This is a genomic window from Halobacillus sp. Marseille-P3879 (assembly GCF_900240285.1).
GTDB lineage: Bacteria > Bacillota > Bacilli > Bacillales > Halobacillaceae > Halobacillus_A.
Genome location: NZ_OESS01000003.1, coordinates 599963 through 617825, shown reverse-complemented (window position 1 = coordinate 617825; position 17863 = coordinate 599963). Strand labels below are relative to the sequence as shown.

The window sequence follows — 17863 nt, the reverse complement described above, 5'->3', positions numbered from 1 at the left end:
AATCTCCTCCTCTGTAAATTAGTTTGAACCAGCAGCTACTTTCACGTTTTTATATAGGTCTCTCAGCAGGGTTTCATCCTCAATCGCTTCCTTCCACGGATCCTGCTGCTGCACTGCAGCAAGAGCTTCATCCATTCTTTGGTTTAATTCGATAAACGTCTTCTTATTGGATAAGACACTTTGAATGTGATCTAAACCTACGCGTTCGACCCAGGCCGATGTACGTTCAAGATAGTTGGCGTTTTCACGATAATATTGCAGGAAAGCCGCCGTTGTATCTAACACTTCTTCTTCTGTCTTCACTTTAGATAAAAGCTCGGCCTGTCTCATATGAGTCCCGCCATTTCCGCCGACATAGATTTCAAATTCGCCATCAAGCCCGACTACACCTACGTCTTTCACTGACCCTTCAGCACAGTTTCTCGGACATGCTGAGACACTCATTTTCACCTTGTGCGGTGTATTAAGACCTTCAAATTTCTTCTCCATTTGCACACCTAAGCCTATGGAATCCTGTGTTCCAAACCGGCAGAAGTCTGCTCCTACACAAGTTTTCACTGTACGTAAGCCTTTGGCATAGGCCGAGCCTGACGGCATGTCCAGCTCTGACCAAATCCCAGGGAGGTCTTCTTTATTGACACCTAATAAATCTAGACGCTGCCCGCCGGTTACCTTAATCATTTTCACTTCATATTTGTCAGCAACGTCAGCGATTTTTCTTAAGTCGTCTGCATTTGTTACTCCTCCATACATTCTTGGAACTACGGAATATGTCCCGTCGTTTTGAATATTGGCGTGCAATCTTTCATTTACGAAACGTGATTCCTTCTCATCCTTATACTCTGAAGGATTCAGCATACCGAGATAATAATTTAATGCCGGCTTACATTTAGAGCAGCCTGCCTCAGTATTCCAGTCGAGTACATTCATGACTTCCCTTGTATGGGTAAGGCCCTTGGTTTTTATTTCCTCAACCACTTCATCTCTTGATAAAGAAGTACAGGCACAAATTGACTCTTTCTGGTTCTGGTCATATTCATCTCCTAGTGTATGCTCAAGCAGGTCCGCAACTAGTGGTTTACAGCCGCCGCATGAACGAGATGCGTTTGTGCATCCTTTGACTTGCTCCACAGTCGTCAGACCTTGTTCTCCAATTGCTTCGACTATGGAACCTTTAGTCACCCCGTTACAGCCGCATACAATTTCCTCTGCTCCCATAGATTCAATGAAATCGATCCCAGCTTCTTCGTTTTTCCCTTCGTCAAGATACTCTTCAATGGCGGCCCCCTTATTAATCAGGGTTAACAGTCGATTTCCATCTTTCGTATCCCCAAATAGGACAGCCCCGGTGATTCTTCCTTCATCCACGAGCACTTTCTGATAAATTCCACGCCAGTCATCAAACACTTTTACCGTTTTCGTATTCTCATCCTCATTGATTTTTCCTGTTGAAAATACATCGACTCCTGAGACCTTTAACTGGGTAGATAAAACGGAACCCTGATAGCCTTCACTTTCAACACCACAGATTCTCTTTGCCATCTCCTTGCCTTGCTGGTATAACGGGGCAACCAGTCCATATACCATCTCTTTATGTTCTGCACACTCACCAACGGCAAATACATTAGGAATCTGCGTTTCTAAATGATCATCAACTATGATTCCTCGATTAACAGGAATGCCGCTTTCTTTGGCCAGGCTCACATTTGGCTTTATACCTACCGCCATGACAATTAAATCAGCTTCCACTTCTTCTCCATCATTGAACCTTAAACCTTCTACCCTCTCTCCCCCTATAATTTCGGAAGATTGTTTTTCTAACAGAAAATTCATTCCCTGGTCTTCTAACTCTGTTTGCAGCATCTTACCAGCGGTGCGATCTAATTGTCTTTCCATTAGAAAGTCTGCAAGATGGACGACATCTACTTCCATTCCAAGATTCAGCAGGCCACGGGCTGCTTCTAAGCCAAGCAGGCCTCCACCGATAACGACTGCTTTTTTGTATTCCTGTGAGGACTCTATCATTTGTTCACAGTCTTTAATGTCCCGGAAAGCTGTGACCCCCTCTTTATCAGCTCCAGGCAGCGGCAGCATGAATGGAACAGAACCAGTAGCTATGATTAATTTGTCGTAACGAACATGACGATCTTTATCTGTTGTAACTGTTTGTTCCTTCGTATCTACATTAGTAACCGTCTCACCAGGATATAATAGAATATTGTTTTCTTCGTACCACTCCCACGTATTTAATGTAATATCTTCTATTTCTGTATCACCTTGCAGCACTTTGGACAATTGAATACGATCATAGTTTGGATAAGGTTCACTCCCGAATACGGTAATATCAAATTGATCAGGAGATAAATTCAAAATTTCTTCAACTGCCCGAACACCAGCCATACCGTTACCAATCAGCACTAACTTCTGTTTTTCCATGTCGCAATCCCTCCACAATTATTGATCAATCTTAACTTTGTATAGAGTTAAACACTTCTAGCTAAAGCAGGTTCTACTTTTACTGTTGTTAATTTGAAGCCCGGCATTCTGCAGAAGGGGTCTAATTCACCACTAACGAGACGGTTCACGTTTTGATCGCCTCCCCAGTGAAAAGGTACAAACACTGTGTCCTTTCGTATATTCTTTGACCGTCTGCAGCGCACAATTATACCGCCATGCTCTGAAGTAACTCGTACAAGCATTTGATCCTTCAGATTATATTTCTCAGCCGTATCAGGGTGGACTTCCATAAATGACTCAATATGCCTGGCAGCTAACGAAGGACTTTTCCTCGTCTGCTCTCCTGTTAAGTAATGGGACATCACCCTCCCGGTTGTTAGGAAAAGCGGAAACGCGTCCGATGTTTTTTCTTTTGGAGTCCCTCTTCCCTTATTTAAAACGGCCATCCTGGCTTTCCCATCCTGATGAGCGAATTCTTCTTCAAACAATCGTGCTGTTCCATTATGTTCCAACTCTGGACACGGCCATAAAACCCCTTCATCTTTCCTGATCTTTTCATAGGTTATTCCATAGTAATCGGCCCTTGCTCCGCGGGAGGCGATTCGTAATTCATTGAAAATCTCCTCAGGCGATTGGTAGGAGAATTGATCACTCTTTCCCATCACGGAGGCAATCTCACAGATAATCTGCCAATCATGTTTCACTTTTCCAGGCAGAGGATAACTAGCTTCTCTTAAAGTTACTCGGCCTTCCACATTCGTCATTGTCCCTTGATCTTCTAGATAAGAGGAAGCCGGAAGAACTAAGTCTGCAAGCTCAGCCGTTTCTGATAGGAACATATCTACGGCAACTAGAAATTTAAGCTTCTGAAGAGATTTCTTTATAAAGTTTGCGTTTGGATTGGAGATTAACGGGTTCGAGCACATCACGAGCATGCCAGTGATTTTTCCTCGGTCGATCTCTTCAAACATTTCATATGCTGAAACACCTTTACGAGGAAGTTCTTTTTCCTCCACTTCCCACAGATGTGCGATATACTTACGGTCAGCCTCATTTTCAATGGAACGATAGCCCGGCAGCTGATCAGATTTTTGACCATGCTCTCTTGCTCCCTGGCCGTTCCCCTGGCCCGTAACTGCACCAAATCCTGAATAAGGTCTGCCGATTTTCCCTGTGGCTAGCAGGATGTTAATAAAACTTCGTACAGCTTCCGTCCCATCAAGCTGCTGTTCAATTCCTCTGGCTGTGAAGATCATCCCCGACTCTTCTTGGCCAAAGGTGATAGCAGCCTGGTACAGCTGGTCTTTCGGAACTCCCGTCGCAAATGCGCACTCTTCTAAATCAAGTAAAGATACCTCGTGAGCCGCCTCTTCAAATCCCTGGACTCTATTATTTATAAACTCTTTATCTATTAAATCTTCTTCTATTATTATTTTCAGCAGGGCACTGGCTAACACAACGTCTGTGCCTGGTTTATTTTTTAAATGCAAGTCGGCAATATCGGTCGTTGCTGTTTCCCTTGGATCAATTGTTATAATATATGCACCATTTTCTTTCGCCTGTTCAAAATAAGGCATAATGGTAGGCTGACACTCTGCTATGTTGGTTCCAGCCAGCACAATACATCGTGTACGAGGAATCTCCTGAAGGGAATTCGTAAACCCCCGATCGACTCCAAAGCTTTGATTTGCACCTGTAGCAGCCGAGGACATGCAAAGCCTTCCATTGTAATCAATATGCTTTGTTTTTAATCCTACTCTGGCAAACTTCCCGAGCAGGTAAGCTTCTTCGTTCGTCAGTGAAGCACTTCCATAAACAGATAGTGCATCCAATCCGTCCTGTTCCTGAATGTCAGTAAAGTGAGTCTTAATTTTTTCTAATGCTTCACTCCAACTGATCGGCACAAACTCTCCGTTTCTTTTCAGCAGCGGCTGCATGAGTCGATCTCTATGAAACGCATGCTGATGAGCGTTCATTCCTTTCACACACAATCTGCCTTGAGTAGTGGGGTTATCCTTGCCCACTGTCTTATATGATGTACGTGAAACAACTTGTTGTTCTAGTAACTGCATTTTGCATTGCATGCTGCAAAAAGGACATTGAGATTCATAAACTCTTTCTGATTGGGCTTCCTGCTGTTTGGTGCGAAAATATTTCAACATTAATTCAGTCAAGCCGGCTCATCCTTTTCCCTAATAATGTGAAGTTCTTAGTTATGGACTACTTGTTTTAGAGAGAGACATATCCTCTTTCAGCGTCTGCAGTAAATCCTCACAAAGCTCCTGGTTAAAGAGGACTTCCCGTATGTGTACGAGACTTAAGCGGTCCACCCACTGCCAGGTCCTCTCTAAATAGCGAGCTGACTTTCGATAATATTGCAGACATCCAAGGATCATTTCCTCTACTTGATGGTCTTCTTCTACTACACATAGCAGCTGGGCTTTTCTAGCATTCCTGCCGCTGCTTCCCCCGATGTAAATCTCCCAGGTCCGATCCACCTTAATGGCGCCGAAATCCTTCGTAGTCGAACCCGCTCCGTTATGGATGCATGAAGAGATCCCCATTTTCACCCGGTACGGTGTTTGAAGCAGCTCTGTTTTTCTTTCTATATTCCGGGCAAGCTTCTGTGCTTTATGTTTCTCACATTTACAATCGTGGGTCCCCACGTTCGTTTTCACCGGTTCAACCCGGTTGCCGTACGGAGAGCGAAGCGGCATATCCAGTGATTCCCATATCTCTGGAAGATCTTTTTTATTTATTCCAAAAATGTGAATTCTTTGGTCTGCTCCAACAGCAAGTTTAGAAAGGTTGTACCTTTCGGAAACATTCGTGATCTTCTTCAATTGATCAATTGTCAATTCACCACCATACAATTGGGGAACGACCGCATAACGGCCGTCATGCTGGAGGACAGCCTTCTGCTTTTCACTAAACACCATCTCTTCCTCCCATTTTTTATGCTGGTTGTGAATCATTCCTAAATAGTAATCCAGAGCAAGCCGGCACGTAGTACATCCTTCACGCTTTATCCATCCCAGCTGGTTCATGACTTCCTTCACATTCGATAGATTTTGAAGCTGAATCTGTTCAACAACCTCATCTTCCGTTAAAGAGGTGCAATGACAAAGCGGTTTTTCATTTACTACACTTTCGTTAAAGCCTTCACTGCGTACATAATCCAGCAAATCAGAAACTAACGGTTTACATCCTCCGCAGGAACTAGAAGCTTTCGTATGCTCTTTAACCTGTTCTACGGAAGATAAATTTCCCTGCTGAACCGCCTGGATGATTTCTCCTTTACTCACACTGTTGCATGTACAAATGGATTGATCTAATGCTTGAGAAGCAGCTACTGAATTTTCAGGACAGGGTGTTTCTAATAATTCCGGCTTATCCTGCGGTGAAATTACTTTGTTCTTCTCAATGGCATCCAACACCTGAGGCCCTGCTTTAGTGTCGCCAAACATCACAGTACCGACAGCTTTATTACCTTTGAAGAATATTTTTTTATAAACAGCTTCTGACTCATCAAGGTATTGAATGGCTTTCGTTCCTTCTCCAGGAACAATTTCACCTGCAGAGAATACGTTTACTCCTGAAATCTTCAGTTGAGTGTAAAGCAGAGAGCCTTTATACCCTTCATTCTTTTTCCTGCATAAATGTTTCGCTAACACTTCCCCTTGTTCGTATAAAGGTTGCACTAACCCGTATACCCTCCCCCGATGCTCAGCACATTCCCCGACCGCAAACACATCAGGAGCACTGGTTTCCAGTTTGTCATTGACGAGAATTCCGCGGCCTGTCGCTAAACCGGCTTCATTCGCTAACTGGACATTAGGCTTTACTCCCACGGCCATAACGACAAGGTCAGCTTCGATCGAAGTTCCATCTTTAAATCGAATTCCTTCTACCCTATGCTCACCAAAAATTTCGGCCGATTCTTTCTCCAGAAGAAAGTTCATTCCCTGCTCCTCGAGCTGCTCCTTAAGCATCAAAGAAGCCTGCTCATCTAATTGTCTCTCCATAATATAGTTGGATATGTGCACCACATGGGTTTTCATTCCCAGGTTCAGCAATCCTCGAGCTGCCTCAAGACCAAGCAGTCCACCTCCAATAACGACAGCTTTGGTGTGCTTTTCAGCTGCGTCCATCATTCGTTCGCAGTCTTGTATGGTTCTAAACGAGAGAACTCCGTCTTTATCTGCACCATCGACAGGTAAGATAAATGGAGTCGAGCCGGTAGCTACGATTAACTTGTCGTACTTTACTATCCGATTTTGATCGGTAATTAATTTCTTATCCTTTGTATTAATTTTTATTACGGTTTCCCCTGTGAATAATTGAATACCGTTCTTTTTATACCATTCATACGGCCGTATCGTAATATCACTTAACGATGTATCTCCTTGCAAAACGGAAGAAAGCATAATCCTGCTGTAGCTTGTATGCGGCTCACTGCCAAACATACTGATCTCAAAAGCATTTGAATCTTCCTGAAGGATATTCTGCACACACCGTATACCTGCCATTCCGTTTCCTATCACTACAAGCTGCTGCTTTTTCATCCTATAAACCTCCAACAGACGCTTATCCTCATTTGTTTAAAATGTTTGAATATTTAAATTAAATATATCACATAACAAACGATGATGTAACCTTTTATGTTAAGAAAGTTAACATATAGTGATATTAGTAGAGGGAAATGTACCCAATATATATTAAATATAGGTTTTCTAAGTCTCGTTATTATTTACACGTTAATAAAAATGACATCTATGTTTACAGCCCAACTGAGGGAACTGCGCGAGTCGACGATCCGCAATCCTTGAAGCTGAGCCCGTGCTCACGGAAAGCGAAGTGTTTTGACGGAGGAATGTAAGAATTCTTTCATGGGTCATAAAAAAATCCGAACGGATTCCACAGAATCGTTCGGATTACTTTATGCTTTATTCAGTTTTGGCCCGGTTTGATTAAAGTTTTAATTTTTGTCGAATTCCGTTTACTAATGGAGTAATTTCTTCAATCTTCATAAAATACACTACTGCTAAGTAAATAACAGCTGCCGTAATAATCGTTATGATTAATGTAATTTGAAAGTCAATCACATTTAACAGTGAATGGTAGACTAACTCCGCTGCTGCTCCCATAATCAAGGAGGCAGCAACGACTTTTAAAAACGACCCAGTCATTCGTCTGTAATTCAAGGAACCAAGTTTATTCCTTAAATTATAAAATAATAAAACAGTACAAAAGATCGCTGAAATACTTGTGGCTAAAGCCAGTCCGCTAATCCCCATATATCTGGAGAGGATCAGGTTTAACACAATATTTAACCCCATGGCCATCGCTGCATTCACCATAGGCGTCCTGGTATCCTGTAAAGAAAAGAACGCCTTAGATAAAATAACACGCAATCCGGTCCCCATCATCCCGATGGAATAGAAGAAAAAAGCCCCAGCTGTCATCGTTACGGCCTGAGCATCAAAAGCTCCCCGATCAAACAGCATTCGTACGATCGGTTCAGCAAACAACATCGATCCCACGGTTGCGGGTACAATTAATACAGAGATACCAATAATAGATTGATATAAGGAACGTTTTAACCCTTCTATGTTGTCCTTCGATGCCATTTTTGAAATTAAGGGATACATCACCGTAGCAATAGAGGTGACAAACACCCCGTGCACAAAACCATTTAATGTATTTGCGTAGTTAAGGGCCGAGATCCCCCCTGTTGAAATTTGTGAAGCCAGCGTACGGTCGACCAGCTTATTAATTTGGTGAACCATTGACCCTAGAATGACAGGCACGGCTAAAAGAAGCATCTTTTTTAGGTGTTCATCCTTCAAATCAAAGGTCGGTTTATAGTGGTACCCTTTCTTATAGGCAAACAGCAGCAAGATAAGCAGCTGGACGAACAATGCTGTTACAAATCCAAAAGCCAGAAGGTCTACGACGTTCAACTGATAACTGATCATAATCGAAAGAATCACAATGATACTCATCGGGATACCAAGAAGATTAGGAACAGCGAAGTACTTTTTATAATTCAGGTAAGCACTCAATACCCGGATAAAAATTGTAAAATAAATACCAAGGATTGTGATTCTCGTAAATGTAACCGCAGTTTGCAATGTCGCCCCTTCAAACCCACTGGCAAACACTTTAACTATCGGTTCAGTAAAAAACAATCCAGCGGCCACGATCAGCGTACAAAAGGCGAGCAGGACGTTGATTAGATTATTTGTATAGCGGATGGCTTCGGGGCTGCCTTCCTCCTCTTCGATCCGGCTGTACATTGGAATATAGCCGGTAGAGATTCCTCTGGCAACAACCCCAAAAATAACCACCGGGATTGTCATGGAAATAATATAAGCATCACTAATCCCTGAAGCTCCGTAGAAATACGCAAGAATAACATCCCTGAAAAACCCAATAAATTTAGAAAAAATGGTTAATACCATTAAAATAACAACAGCTTTTTTCATAACGATCTCCAATAACTTATATCAATTTGTTGTAGAAAAAGAAGGAGTTGGTGTGTGAGTTTCCTCCCTATATTTCCCTTTAAATGTCTCAACCTCATCATTCGTATAGAAATGCTTCATATATTTTGAGTCATAAAGCGCATTTAAATATTCTTCACTCGGTTGAATGTTTTGTTTAAATTCTTTATAGACAGACTGATACCACTTCTGCTCCCCCATATTTTCATTAGTTAGTGTGAACTCCTCCATATCGAGGAAATCTCGAATGATCTGCTCTGCTTCATTCAGCTTTTCCATTGTTAATAAAAGCACTTCGACGTTCCCTTTTTCAATGACTGTATACCCTTCTTCTTTATGGAAAGGATAATTGTACACATCAATATTCCAGGTCCGTTTAAACTCATTATCGAACCAGTTAATTCCGTAATGATGGTTAAACTTCTGAAAGAAATCATTTCTAAAGGCCTGAAGATTAGTGTTTGCTTCCTGCCGGTTATCTGTTGTGCTGTTTATATCCATAAGAGGAACGTGGAAAGCCTGAAAGTACATGGACAAATTCCTGGAGACAGGCTCCCTTACGATAGAAATAACCTTTAATTTCTTCCTGCTCTTTAACAATTTTAATACGAGTTGTTTCGTCAGGAAATAGTTTAACCTATGTAATGGCGAACGATAAAATTTGATGGCGTGATAATTCTTATACATTTCGTAAGAGATCGGAGAGTAAAAACTATGGATGTGAAGCGGCAGATATCCATATGATTTTAACGATTTGGTCAACGAAGTCGAACCCACTTTCCCCATTTGGTGGATCAGCACAAGATTCTCCCTCTTCCTGTAGGTTTGATTGAAATAATTAATCTTCTTTAACAAAATAAAGAACCCCTTTTAAAATTTTAAAAATTAAGACTATTGATGGTATTCACTGAGCGTATCAATAGTTACAATTTTAATCAATCCACATCATACTTTTGTTTCATAAAGAAATGAACTAATTCTATTCTCTATTATACTAGTAAACCATTCACTCATTTTAAAATTCCTGACATGAAATTTCTAATAAAAGGGTATGGTTACTAGCATAGTGGAGTAACGATTGGGGCTGATAAAGCAAAAATCCAGAGAAAATATTCACGATCGATAACATAACGCACTAAAATTTTCACTACTTAAAGGAGACTTGTCATGGATAAAAAACAGACAAAATGGAAATTCATGAATAAAGTTTTTTGGGTTTCTTTTACTATCATTTTCGTATTCGCACTATGGGGAGGCTTAGCTCCTGAAGCCCTTGCCTCACAAGCAGAAAACATTTACGGTTTTATCGCGAACACCTTTGGATGGTTTTACTTAGTCTTTGTGCTATTTTTAATTCTTTTCAATTTCTACTTAGCCTTCAGTAAATATGGAAAAATCCGTTTAGGCGGAGATGATGTTAAACCGAAATATCCGCTGTTCACCTGGATTGCTATGCTGTTCAGCTGTGGATTTGGAGTAAGTATCGTGTTCTGGGGCGTAGCAGAACCCATGACTCACTTTGGTACACCCCCTCCATTTGACGGCAACATAGAACCGGAATCCGCAGAGGCTGCCCGGGTCGCTATGTGGAATGCTTTTTTTAACAATGGAATCCACCAATGGGCCTCCTTTACGTTCGTAGGTCTTGCTCTTTCCTACTTCATCTACCGTCAGGATGAAAGAAGTTTAATCAGCGACACGATGAATTCAGTTATAGGAAGCACAGGCAAAAAACCGCTCCGTAACACCATTGATATCATTGCGATAATTGCAACCGTAATGGGTGTTGCCACGACGCTCGGCTTGAGTGTTTTACAGATTAACAGCGGACTTGGAAGCGTATTTAATGCTCCGGCAGGCGGCACAACCCAACTTATCATCGTTGTAGTTATGTTTGTGTTCTTTATGCTGTCCACTCTATCCGGTCTTGATCGAGGGATAAAATACTTAAGTAATGCCAACCTTGGCATCGCTCTATTTCTAATGATTGCTGTATTACTTATCGGACCTACAGGCTTCATACTCGATACGATTACAATGGGAATAGGGGACTACCTGCAAAACTTCTTCCAGGCAAGTTTACGCCTGGACCAATATAACGAAGGCACCTGGGTACAGGACTGGCCCGTTTATTACTGGGCCTGGACGATTGCGTGGGCTCCGTTTGTGGGTATGTTCGTTGCTCGTATTTCGAAGGGCCGTACCGTACGTGAATTCGTACTTGGTGTTATGGTAGCTCCGCCATTTATAGGACTGATCTGGATTGGGATCTTTGGCGGGACAGCAGTAAACTTAGACCTGTTCCACGGCACCGATATCGCTGCTGCGGTTGCGGAGGATGAAACAACAGCCCTCTTCAGTATGCTGGAGAACCTGCCATTAGGACCTATTTTATCCATTCTCTCCATCTGCCTGTTATTCACATTCTTAGTCACATCAGCGGACTCCGCAACATTTGTCCTTGGAATGATGAGTTCAAATGGAGACACAAACCCATCCGTCGTAGTAAAAATTGTCTGGGGTACATTAATTGCTGCCCTGGCCATTATCCTAATCTTAAGCGCCGGTTTAGAAGGCTTACAGACCGCCTCACTCATCGGTGCACTGCCGTTTTCGATCGTCTTGTTTATCTCCTGTTTATCCCTGCTCAAATCAATCCGCGAGGACTACAGAGAAGCCAGACTTGAAGAAGAACGCAAACGCCACCTTAAAATTCAGAAGCAAATTGAAGATTACAATTCAGATGATTAATGAACAAAAACGGCCGGAGGAAGGTGGCCTTCTCTTCCTCCGGTCGGATTGCTTATGTCGCGAGCGTCTGGGTGCTTGCGTTGTATGATAATTTCCTGGCACACAAAAAAAGCAGGGAGTCTCCAAATTCACTTTGGATTCCCTGCTTTTTGTTTTGAATAACCGATGAAGATCAGCGGATCGTCTTCAACGATAAAATAAACCAGGTAAAATACGAGGCAAGCCCGATCATTAGAATTTTTACAAACAATAAAGGAACAACAAATAACGCTGAATACAGAATAGACACCCATAAAACCGTGACCCCGATCACCTTGGCTTTAAGAGGAATTCCACGATGTTCCCGGTAGTTTTTAATATAGCGGCCAAAATATTTATTCTCAAGCAGCCACCAGTACATCCGCTCCGAACTGCGAAAAAAGCATGCAGCAGCTAAAAGCAGTAAAGGAGTAGTGGGAATTAACGGAAGTACGATGCCAAGAATCCCAATTGCTAAGGACACGCAGCCTGAAATAAGAAGGAGAGCTTTTTTTACGTTTCGCATAGAAATACCTCACTACAATAAAATCTCTTTTAACTTTATCACAATAAGGAGTCAGCGGTAATGTGCGAGTATATGAAAACTTTCCTGTCGTTAATACAAATGGAAACGTGAAGAGGAGTTGAGAAACCTGTGATAAAATAGAACCACCTCTAATCAGGGAACAACCAGGAAATTTTAGGAGTGGACATACAATGGATAAAAAAGATATAGCCGGCATCCGCAGACAGCTTAAAGTAGAAAATGACTTACTGAAGATCACTGACATTTTTAACGTATATATCATGAAGGAAACGACAGACATTTATCATCACCAGAGCCAGCCGTTCGAAATGCTGGACACCGATCAACAAGAACTGTTCATGAACAATTTTAAGAAAGTACTGTCCGGTCAGCTGGATGAAAAATTATTTGAACTGAAGTTTCAGCGCGACGCCGAGAACAGCAGTCAATTTATTTTACATAGAGGGTTACTAAGCAGCGAGGTCGAGGATTGGAAGGAACAGATGCTGCAGATGACAGAGAAAATGATCAAAGACCATCCATACGAAAAAGATGTCGTTATTACGTTTATTCGCGCTGAATACTTAAAGCCTGTGAAAAGCCGCAATGACGAAGCAGAAGAAAGTGAACGAGATGCCGTTTACTCCAACCCCTTTATTCTTTGCAGCATCAACAAAACAGAAGAACCAAAAAAAGAAATCCAATTCGACTATGTCGAAAAAGAGTTTAAATACAAGATTGAGGTAGATCCGGTTATTGACCTAAAGAATCCGATGACAGGGTTTCTATTTCCCGCCATTACCGATGGAGCTTCAGACGTAAACCATGTGTTATATGCCGCGGGAAAAGCTAATGAGCCAGATTATCGTTTCATCGAAGACGTATTAAACGGAGAAGAGATCATGACGGCTAAGGAAGATAAAGCGGTGTTTGAGGAAGTGATTAAGGATGTCGTCGGCGACCAGCTTAACCCTTCTACTCTCGCTAACGTCTATGGAGAAATCAATCGTGTCGTAGAAGAAAATGAAGAAGATGAAGCACCCAAACTCGATTATAAGGACGTAGAACGGGTTTTAATGCAAAGCGGCGAGAAAGTAGAATCTGAAAAAATAAAAACCGCTTTTCACAGAGTGACTGATGACGAAGGATATGAGCTGAAAGCCAGCAGTATTGTGCCAAAGTATAAATCGAAATCTATTAAAATCAACACGAAGATAGCCAATATCTCAATCAGCCCTCAAGACCTGGAATACGTCAGACAGGTAAATTATAAAGGGAAACGCTGTATCATGATTGAAATTGAAGAAGACGCTGAAATTGATGGATTTAAGATGCTCCCTGAAGCGTTTGGCGAGTGAAAGTAAAATATAGACTAATAGACACATGCAGAGCCTGTGACAAAACTGAATAGAAATATAAATCCGAACGATTCTATGGAAATCAGTTCGGATTTTTTATGAGCCAAGAAAATATTTTTACCATCGCTCCTTCCCTGTGCACGACTTATTATTGAATAAAGATAATCAGCTTTTATTTATCCCCTTCCACCAAGAACCATATATTCAAAAAAATGGATTATACTGCTGTTTTAAAAACGGCTGATAACATTCACGAAACCTTATCAGGATCAGGGGGCTCGCACTTATTTTTTAAAACTGATAAAATATACTTTAAATTCAGTAAATTTGTTAAAATAAGAGTGAATGGGACTTTTACTACTGTCACAATAATATTCGTACCTGTATATGCTTAAGGTGAATCTATCATTTTCTATGTTTCCTAATTGAAAATAATTTCAAGAATTTGAGTGTCTTACTTTCAATTCAAGTGCTAATTTATTATAATTATAATCTGAGAGAGATTATAAATACTTTTTTGCACATAAAGAAGGGAGAATGAAACATGGACAAGAATGAAATGCACGAAAGCCAAGCGGGTAAATGCCCAGTATCCCACGGGAAAACAGAGGAAGAGAATGCTGTCACCACCGCAAAAGTCGGCACGACCAATAAAGATTGGTGGCCGAACCAGCTGAACCTGCACATTTTACATCAGCATGATAAGAAGACGAATCCTATGGGGGAAGACTTTGATTATGCAGAAGAATTTAAAAAGCTGGACTATTACGCACTTAAGCAGGACCTTCGTGAGCTAATGACTACGAGTCAGGAATGGTGGCCTGCTGACTATGGACACTATGGTCCCCTCTTTATCCGTATGTCCTGGCACGCAGCCGGTACGTATCGTACAGGTGATGGCCGAGGCGGCGGTGCTACGGGAACACAGCGTTTCGCACCATTGAACAGCTGGCCGGATAACGCCAACCTTGACAAAGCACGCAGGCTGCTCTGGCCGATTAAGCAGAAGTACGGAAACAAGATCTCCTGGGCTGACTTGCTTGTACTAACAGGAAATGTTGCGCTTGAAGACATGGGCTTGAAGACCTTTGGTTTTGCCGGAGGACGTGAAGATGTCTGGCATCCGGAAGAAGATATTTACTGGGGTACGGAGAGAGAGTGGCTCGGGGACAACCGTTACTCAGGTGACCGGGAGCTTGAAAGTCCGCTTGCGGCCGTACAGATGGGTCTCATCTATGTAAACCCTGAAGGTCCTAACGGAAATCCGGATCCGCTGGCAAGTGCCCGCGACATTCGTGAAACATTCGGCCGCATGGGAATGAACGATGAAGAAACAGTTGCCTTGATTGCCGGTGGGCACACATTCGGTAAAGCTCACGGTGCAGGGGACCCTGAAAAGGTCGGTGGATCACCAGAGGCAGCAGATATTGAAGAGCAAGGTCTAGGCTGGAACAGTACGCACGGAAGCGGTAAAGGACGCGATACGATCACGAGCGGCGTAGATGGTGCATGGACAGCTAATCCGACTGTTTGGGATAACGGGTACTATGATTTGTTATTCGGTTATGACTGGGAGCTTACAAAGAGTGCTGCCGGCGCCAATCAGTGGGCACCAGTAAACCCTAAAGAAGAAGACCTTGCACCGGATGCTGAAGACCCGTCTGTAAAGGTTCCAACATTTATGACTACAGCTGACATGGCTCTGCGTGAAGACCCTGATTATGAAAAAATTTCACGCCGTTACCATGCGAATCCGGATGAATTCGCAGATGCGTTCGCACGAGCCTGGTTTAAACTGCTTCACCGTGACATGGGACCTAAATCAAGATACCTTGGACCTGAAGTTCCAGAAGAAGATCTCATCTGGCAGGATCCAATCCCTAAAGTGGATTATGAACTCTCAGACGCTGAAATCAAAGAACTGAAAGCGAAGATTCTTAATACAGGATTATCTGTCAGCGAACTCGTTACAACAGCATGGGCTTCCGCAAGTACGTATCGCGGCTCTGATATGCGCGGTGGTGCAAATGGCGCCCGCATCCGCCTGGCTCCTCAGAAAAACTGGGAAGTGAACGAACCTGAACAGCTTGAAAAAGTGCTTGCAGTTTACGAAGATATCCAAAGCAAGCTGGATAAGAAAGTCAGCATCGCTGATTTAATTGTTCTCGGCGGAAGTGCAGCCATAGAAAAAGCTGCAAAAGATGCAGGTGTAGACGTTACCGTTCCATTCGCACCAGGACGCGGCGATGCCACACAAGAACAGACAGACGTTGAGAGCTTTGAAGTATTAGAGCCGATGGCAGATGGATTCCGAAACTATGAGAAGAAAGCGTACACCCTGAGCCCGGAGGAATTGTTAGTGGACAAAGCTCAACTGCTTGGCCTTTCTGCTCCGGAAATGACAGCATTGATCGGTGGTATGCGCGTGCTGGGAACGAACTATAAAGGCACAGATCACGGCGTATTCACTGACCGTGTCGGTTCCCTTACAAACGACTTCTTCGTCAACCTGCTTGACATGGGTATTGAATGGAAGCCGTCAGACTACAACTTATACGAAGGCCGCGACCGCCAGACAGGCGAACTCGTTCGCACAGCTACACGTGTCGACCTCGTATTCGGTTCAAACTCTGTCCTGCGTGCTCTTGCTGAAGTATATGCCCAGGATGACAATCAAGAAAAATTTGTACGTGACTTCGTAAATGCATGGGTTAAAGTCATGAACGCGGATCGTTTTGATCTTAAACAAACTAGTGATTTGACAGTGTCTCAACAGGCATAATAATTAAAAGCACCTTACCTGGATGCTTGAAGCGGTTAGTTTGGCTTCTAAGGCATCGGGTAAGGTGCTTTTTTAATTCATAAATCTAAGACTTTCTTTCTAACCAGGTCACACACTCCACATGATTCGTCTGCGGAAACATATCAACAGGCTGTACTTCTTTCGTCTCATAGCCCCCATCCTCAAGTACACGCAAGTCACGCGCAAGCGTCGATGGATTACAGGAAACATAAACAATCCGCTCCGGCCCCATATCCAGCATCGCCTTCAATAGTTCCTCGTCGCACCCTTTTCTTGGCGGGTCAACAACAATTACATCCGGCTGAAGGCCTTGATTGCGCCACCATGGCATGATTTCTTCGGCTTGTCCGACGTAAAATTTGGCGTTGTCCATTTTATTTAAGCGGGCATTCTTCTTGGCATCGGTTACCGCTTCAGGAACAATTTCTACACCGTACACTTTCTTCGCTTTTTGCGCCAGGAACAACGAAATCGTACCGATGCCGCAGTAGGCGTCGATGACGGTTTCTCCTCCTCGAAGGTCCGCGTATTCAAGTGCCTGATCGTAAAGCTTTTTCGTCTGGGTCGGGTTGACCTGATAAAAAGATTTTGGCGAGATCATAAACTTCACGTCGCCGATGGTGTCGTAAATGTATTCATCTCCCCAGATCACCTTTGTTTCTTTTCCTAAAATGACGTTCGTCCTGCCGCTGTTCACGTTGTGGACGATGGACTTCACGTTAGGAAAGGTTTCCCGGAGCTCGTCGATTAACTTCTCCTGGTGGGGAAGTTTTTTCGTTCGGGTGACAAGGACGACCATAATATCCTTCGTTGTCTGCCCGGTGCGTACCATAATGTGACGCAGGACGCCGCGGTGATTCTCTTCGTCGTAGGCGTCGATGCCGAGACGGCTGGCGATGCGGCGGACAGATTCTACCATGCGGTCGTTCATTTCATCCTGTATCACGCATGTATCCATATCGATGATGTTATGGCTTCGTTTTTGATAAAAGCCGGTCATCAGCTGGCCATCTTCTTTTTGCCCGACGGGAATTTGTATTTTATTACGGTAGCGCCATGGATCGGCCATTCCGATCGTTTCGTGAACAGGGACGTGCTCTAAATGAGCGATTTTTTTCATCGCGTTTTTTACTTGATTGTGCTTCATTTCAAGCTGCATGCTGTAGCTCATGTGCTGCAGCTGACAGCCACCACACTGGTAATAAACGTCACATGGCGGTTCGACTCGTTCATCGCTCGGTGTCTCCACTTCGAGCAGCTTTCCAAATCCGAAGTTCTTCTTCACTTTCACAACCTTCACCTGTGCCTTTTCTCCAGGCAGACCGTGCGGCACGAATAAAGGGTACCCGTCCACTTTGCCGACGCCGCTGCCTTCATGAGTCAGGTCCTCGAAGGTTAACTCGATCGTTTGATTCTTTTGTACCGGCGGTTTAGGTTTTGCCAT

The 17863-nt window shown here is 43.1% G+C and carries 10 protein-coding genes; 3 read left to right on the top strand and 7 right to left on the bottom strand.

What is annotated here, in order from left to right; genetic code table 11:
* Positions 1-18 precede the first annotated feature (18 nt).
* The 5 genes from nirB (C1A12_RS17335) to C1A12_RS17315 form a co-directional block, all read right to left on the bottom strand.
* Entirely contained in the window at positions 19-2436 is a 2418-nt protein-coding gene (gene nirB, locus C1A12_RS17335) for a nitrite reductase large subunit NirB (RefSeq protein ID WP_101845866.1), read from the bottom strand.
* A gap of 47 nt (positions 2437-2483) precedes the next feature.
* The gene (locus tag C1A12_RS17330; RefSeq protein ID WP_101845864.1) at positions 2484-4631 is read right to left on the bottom strand and encodes a molybdopterin oxidoreductase family protein; all 2148 of its coding nucleotides are present in this window, start codon (positions 4629-4631) and stop codon (positions 2484-2486) included.
* A 39-nt stretch (positions 4632-4670) separates the two neighbouring features.
* On the bottom strand, positions 4671-7022 hold the full coding sequence (gene nirB / locus C1A12_RS17325) for a nitrite reductase large subunit NirB (RefSeq protein WP_101845862.1): 2352 nt from the start codon (positions 7020-7022) through the stop codon (positions 4671-4673).
* A gap of 405 nt (positions 7023-7427) precedes the next feature.
* Positions 7428-8945, bottom strand: coding sequence for a murein biosynthesis integral membrane protein MurJ (murJ, locus tag C1A12_RS17320; RefSeq protein ID WP_101845860.1), 1518 nt, complete (start codon positions 8943-8945; stop codon positions 7428-7430).
* 21 nt (positions 8946-8966) lie between these two features.
* Complete coding sequence (locus tag C1A12_RS17315) at positions 8967-9818, bottom strand: putative capsular polysaccharide synthesis family protein (RefSeq protein ID WP_101845858.1); 852 nt, start codon at positions 9816-9818, stop codon at positions 8967-8969.
* Between the two features lie 312 nt (positions 9819-10130).
* Between C1A12_RS17315 and C1A12_RS17310 the strand changes: the two genes are divergently transcribed.
* Positions 10131-11714, top strand: coding sequence for a BCCT family transporter (locus tag C1A12_RS17310; RefSeq protein WP_101845856.1), 1584 nt, complete (start codon positions 10131-10133; stop codon positions 11712-11714).
* A gap of 172 nt (positions 11715-11886) precedes the next feature.
* Here the strand turns inward: C1A12_RS17310 and C1A12_RS17305 are convergent, their stop codons facing one another.
* On the bottom strand, positions 11887-12258 hold the full coding sequence (locus tag C1A12_RS17305; RefSeq protein WP_101845854.1) for a YbaN family protein: 372 nt from the start codon (positions 12256-12258) through the stop codon (positions 11887-11889).
* Between the two features lie 191 nt (positions 12259-12449).
* On the opposite strand from C1A12_RS17305, the gene C1A12_RS17300 reads away from it, so the two are divergent.
* Together C1A12_RS17300 and katG are read left to right on the top strand one after the other, a co-directional pair.
* A complete protein-coding gene (locus C1A12_RS17300) occupies positions 12450-13616 on the top strand; it encodes a DUF4317 domain-containing protein (RefSeq protein ID WP_101845852.1) in 1167 nt (388 codons plus the stop codon).
* Positions 13617-14160: 544 nt separating this feature from the next.
* A complete protein-coding gene (gene katG / locus C1A12_RS17295; RefSeq protein WP_101845850.1) occupies positions 14161-16398 on the top strand; it encodes a catalase/peroxidase HPI in 2238 nt (745 codons plus the stop codon).
* 85 nt (positions 16399-16483) lie between these two features.
* On the opposite strand, the gene rlmD is transcribed toward katG, so the two are convergent.
* Positions 16484-17863, bottom strand: a complete 1380-nt coding sequence (gene rlmD / locus C1A12_RS17290) for a 23S rRNA (uracil(1939)-C(5))-methyltransferase RlmD (RefSeq protein ID WP_101845848.1) — start codon at positions 17861-17863, stop codon at positions 16484-16486.

Excerpts from the sequence above, each read along its gene's own strand:
- katG (WP_101845850.1), top strand. The coding sequence starts at position 14,161 with ATGGACAAGAATGAAATGCACGAAAGCCAAGCGGGTAAATGCCCAGTA.
- nirB (WP_101845866.1), bottom strand. The coding sequence starts at position 2,436 with ATGGAAAAACAGAAGTTAGTGCTGATTGGTAACGGTATGGCTGGTGTT.
- murJ (WP_101845860.1), bottom strand. The coding sequence starts at position 8,945 with ATGAAAAAAGCTGTTGTTATTTTAATGGTATTAACCATTTTTTCTAAA.
- C1A12_RS17300 (WP_101845852.1), top strand. The coding sequence starts at position 12,450 with ATGGATAAAAAAGATATAGCCGGCATCCGCAGACAGCTTAAAGTAGAA.
- C1A12_RS17305 (WP_101845854.1), bottom strand. The coding sequence starts at position 12,258 with ATGCGAAACGTAAAAAAAGCTCTCCTTCTTATTTCAGGCTGCGTGTCC.
- nirB (WP_101845862.1), bottom strand. The coding sequence starts at position 7,022 with ATGAAAAAGCAGCAGCTTGTAGTGATAGGAAACGGAATGGCAGGTATA.
- C1A12_RS17310 (WP_101845856.1), top strand. The coding sequence starts at position 10,131 with ATGGATAAAAAACAGACAAAATGGAAATTCATGAATAAAGTTTTTTGG.
- rlmD (WP_101845848.1), bottom strand. The coding sequence starts at position 17,863 with ATGGCAAAACCTAAACCGCCGGTACAAAAGAATCAAACGATCGAGTTA.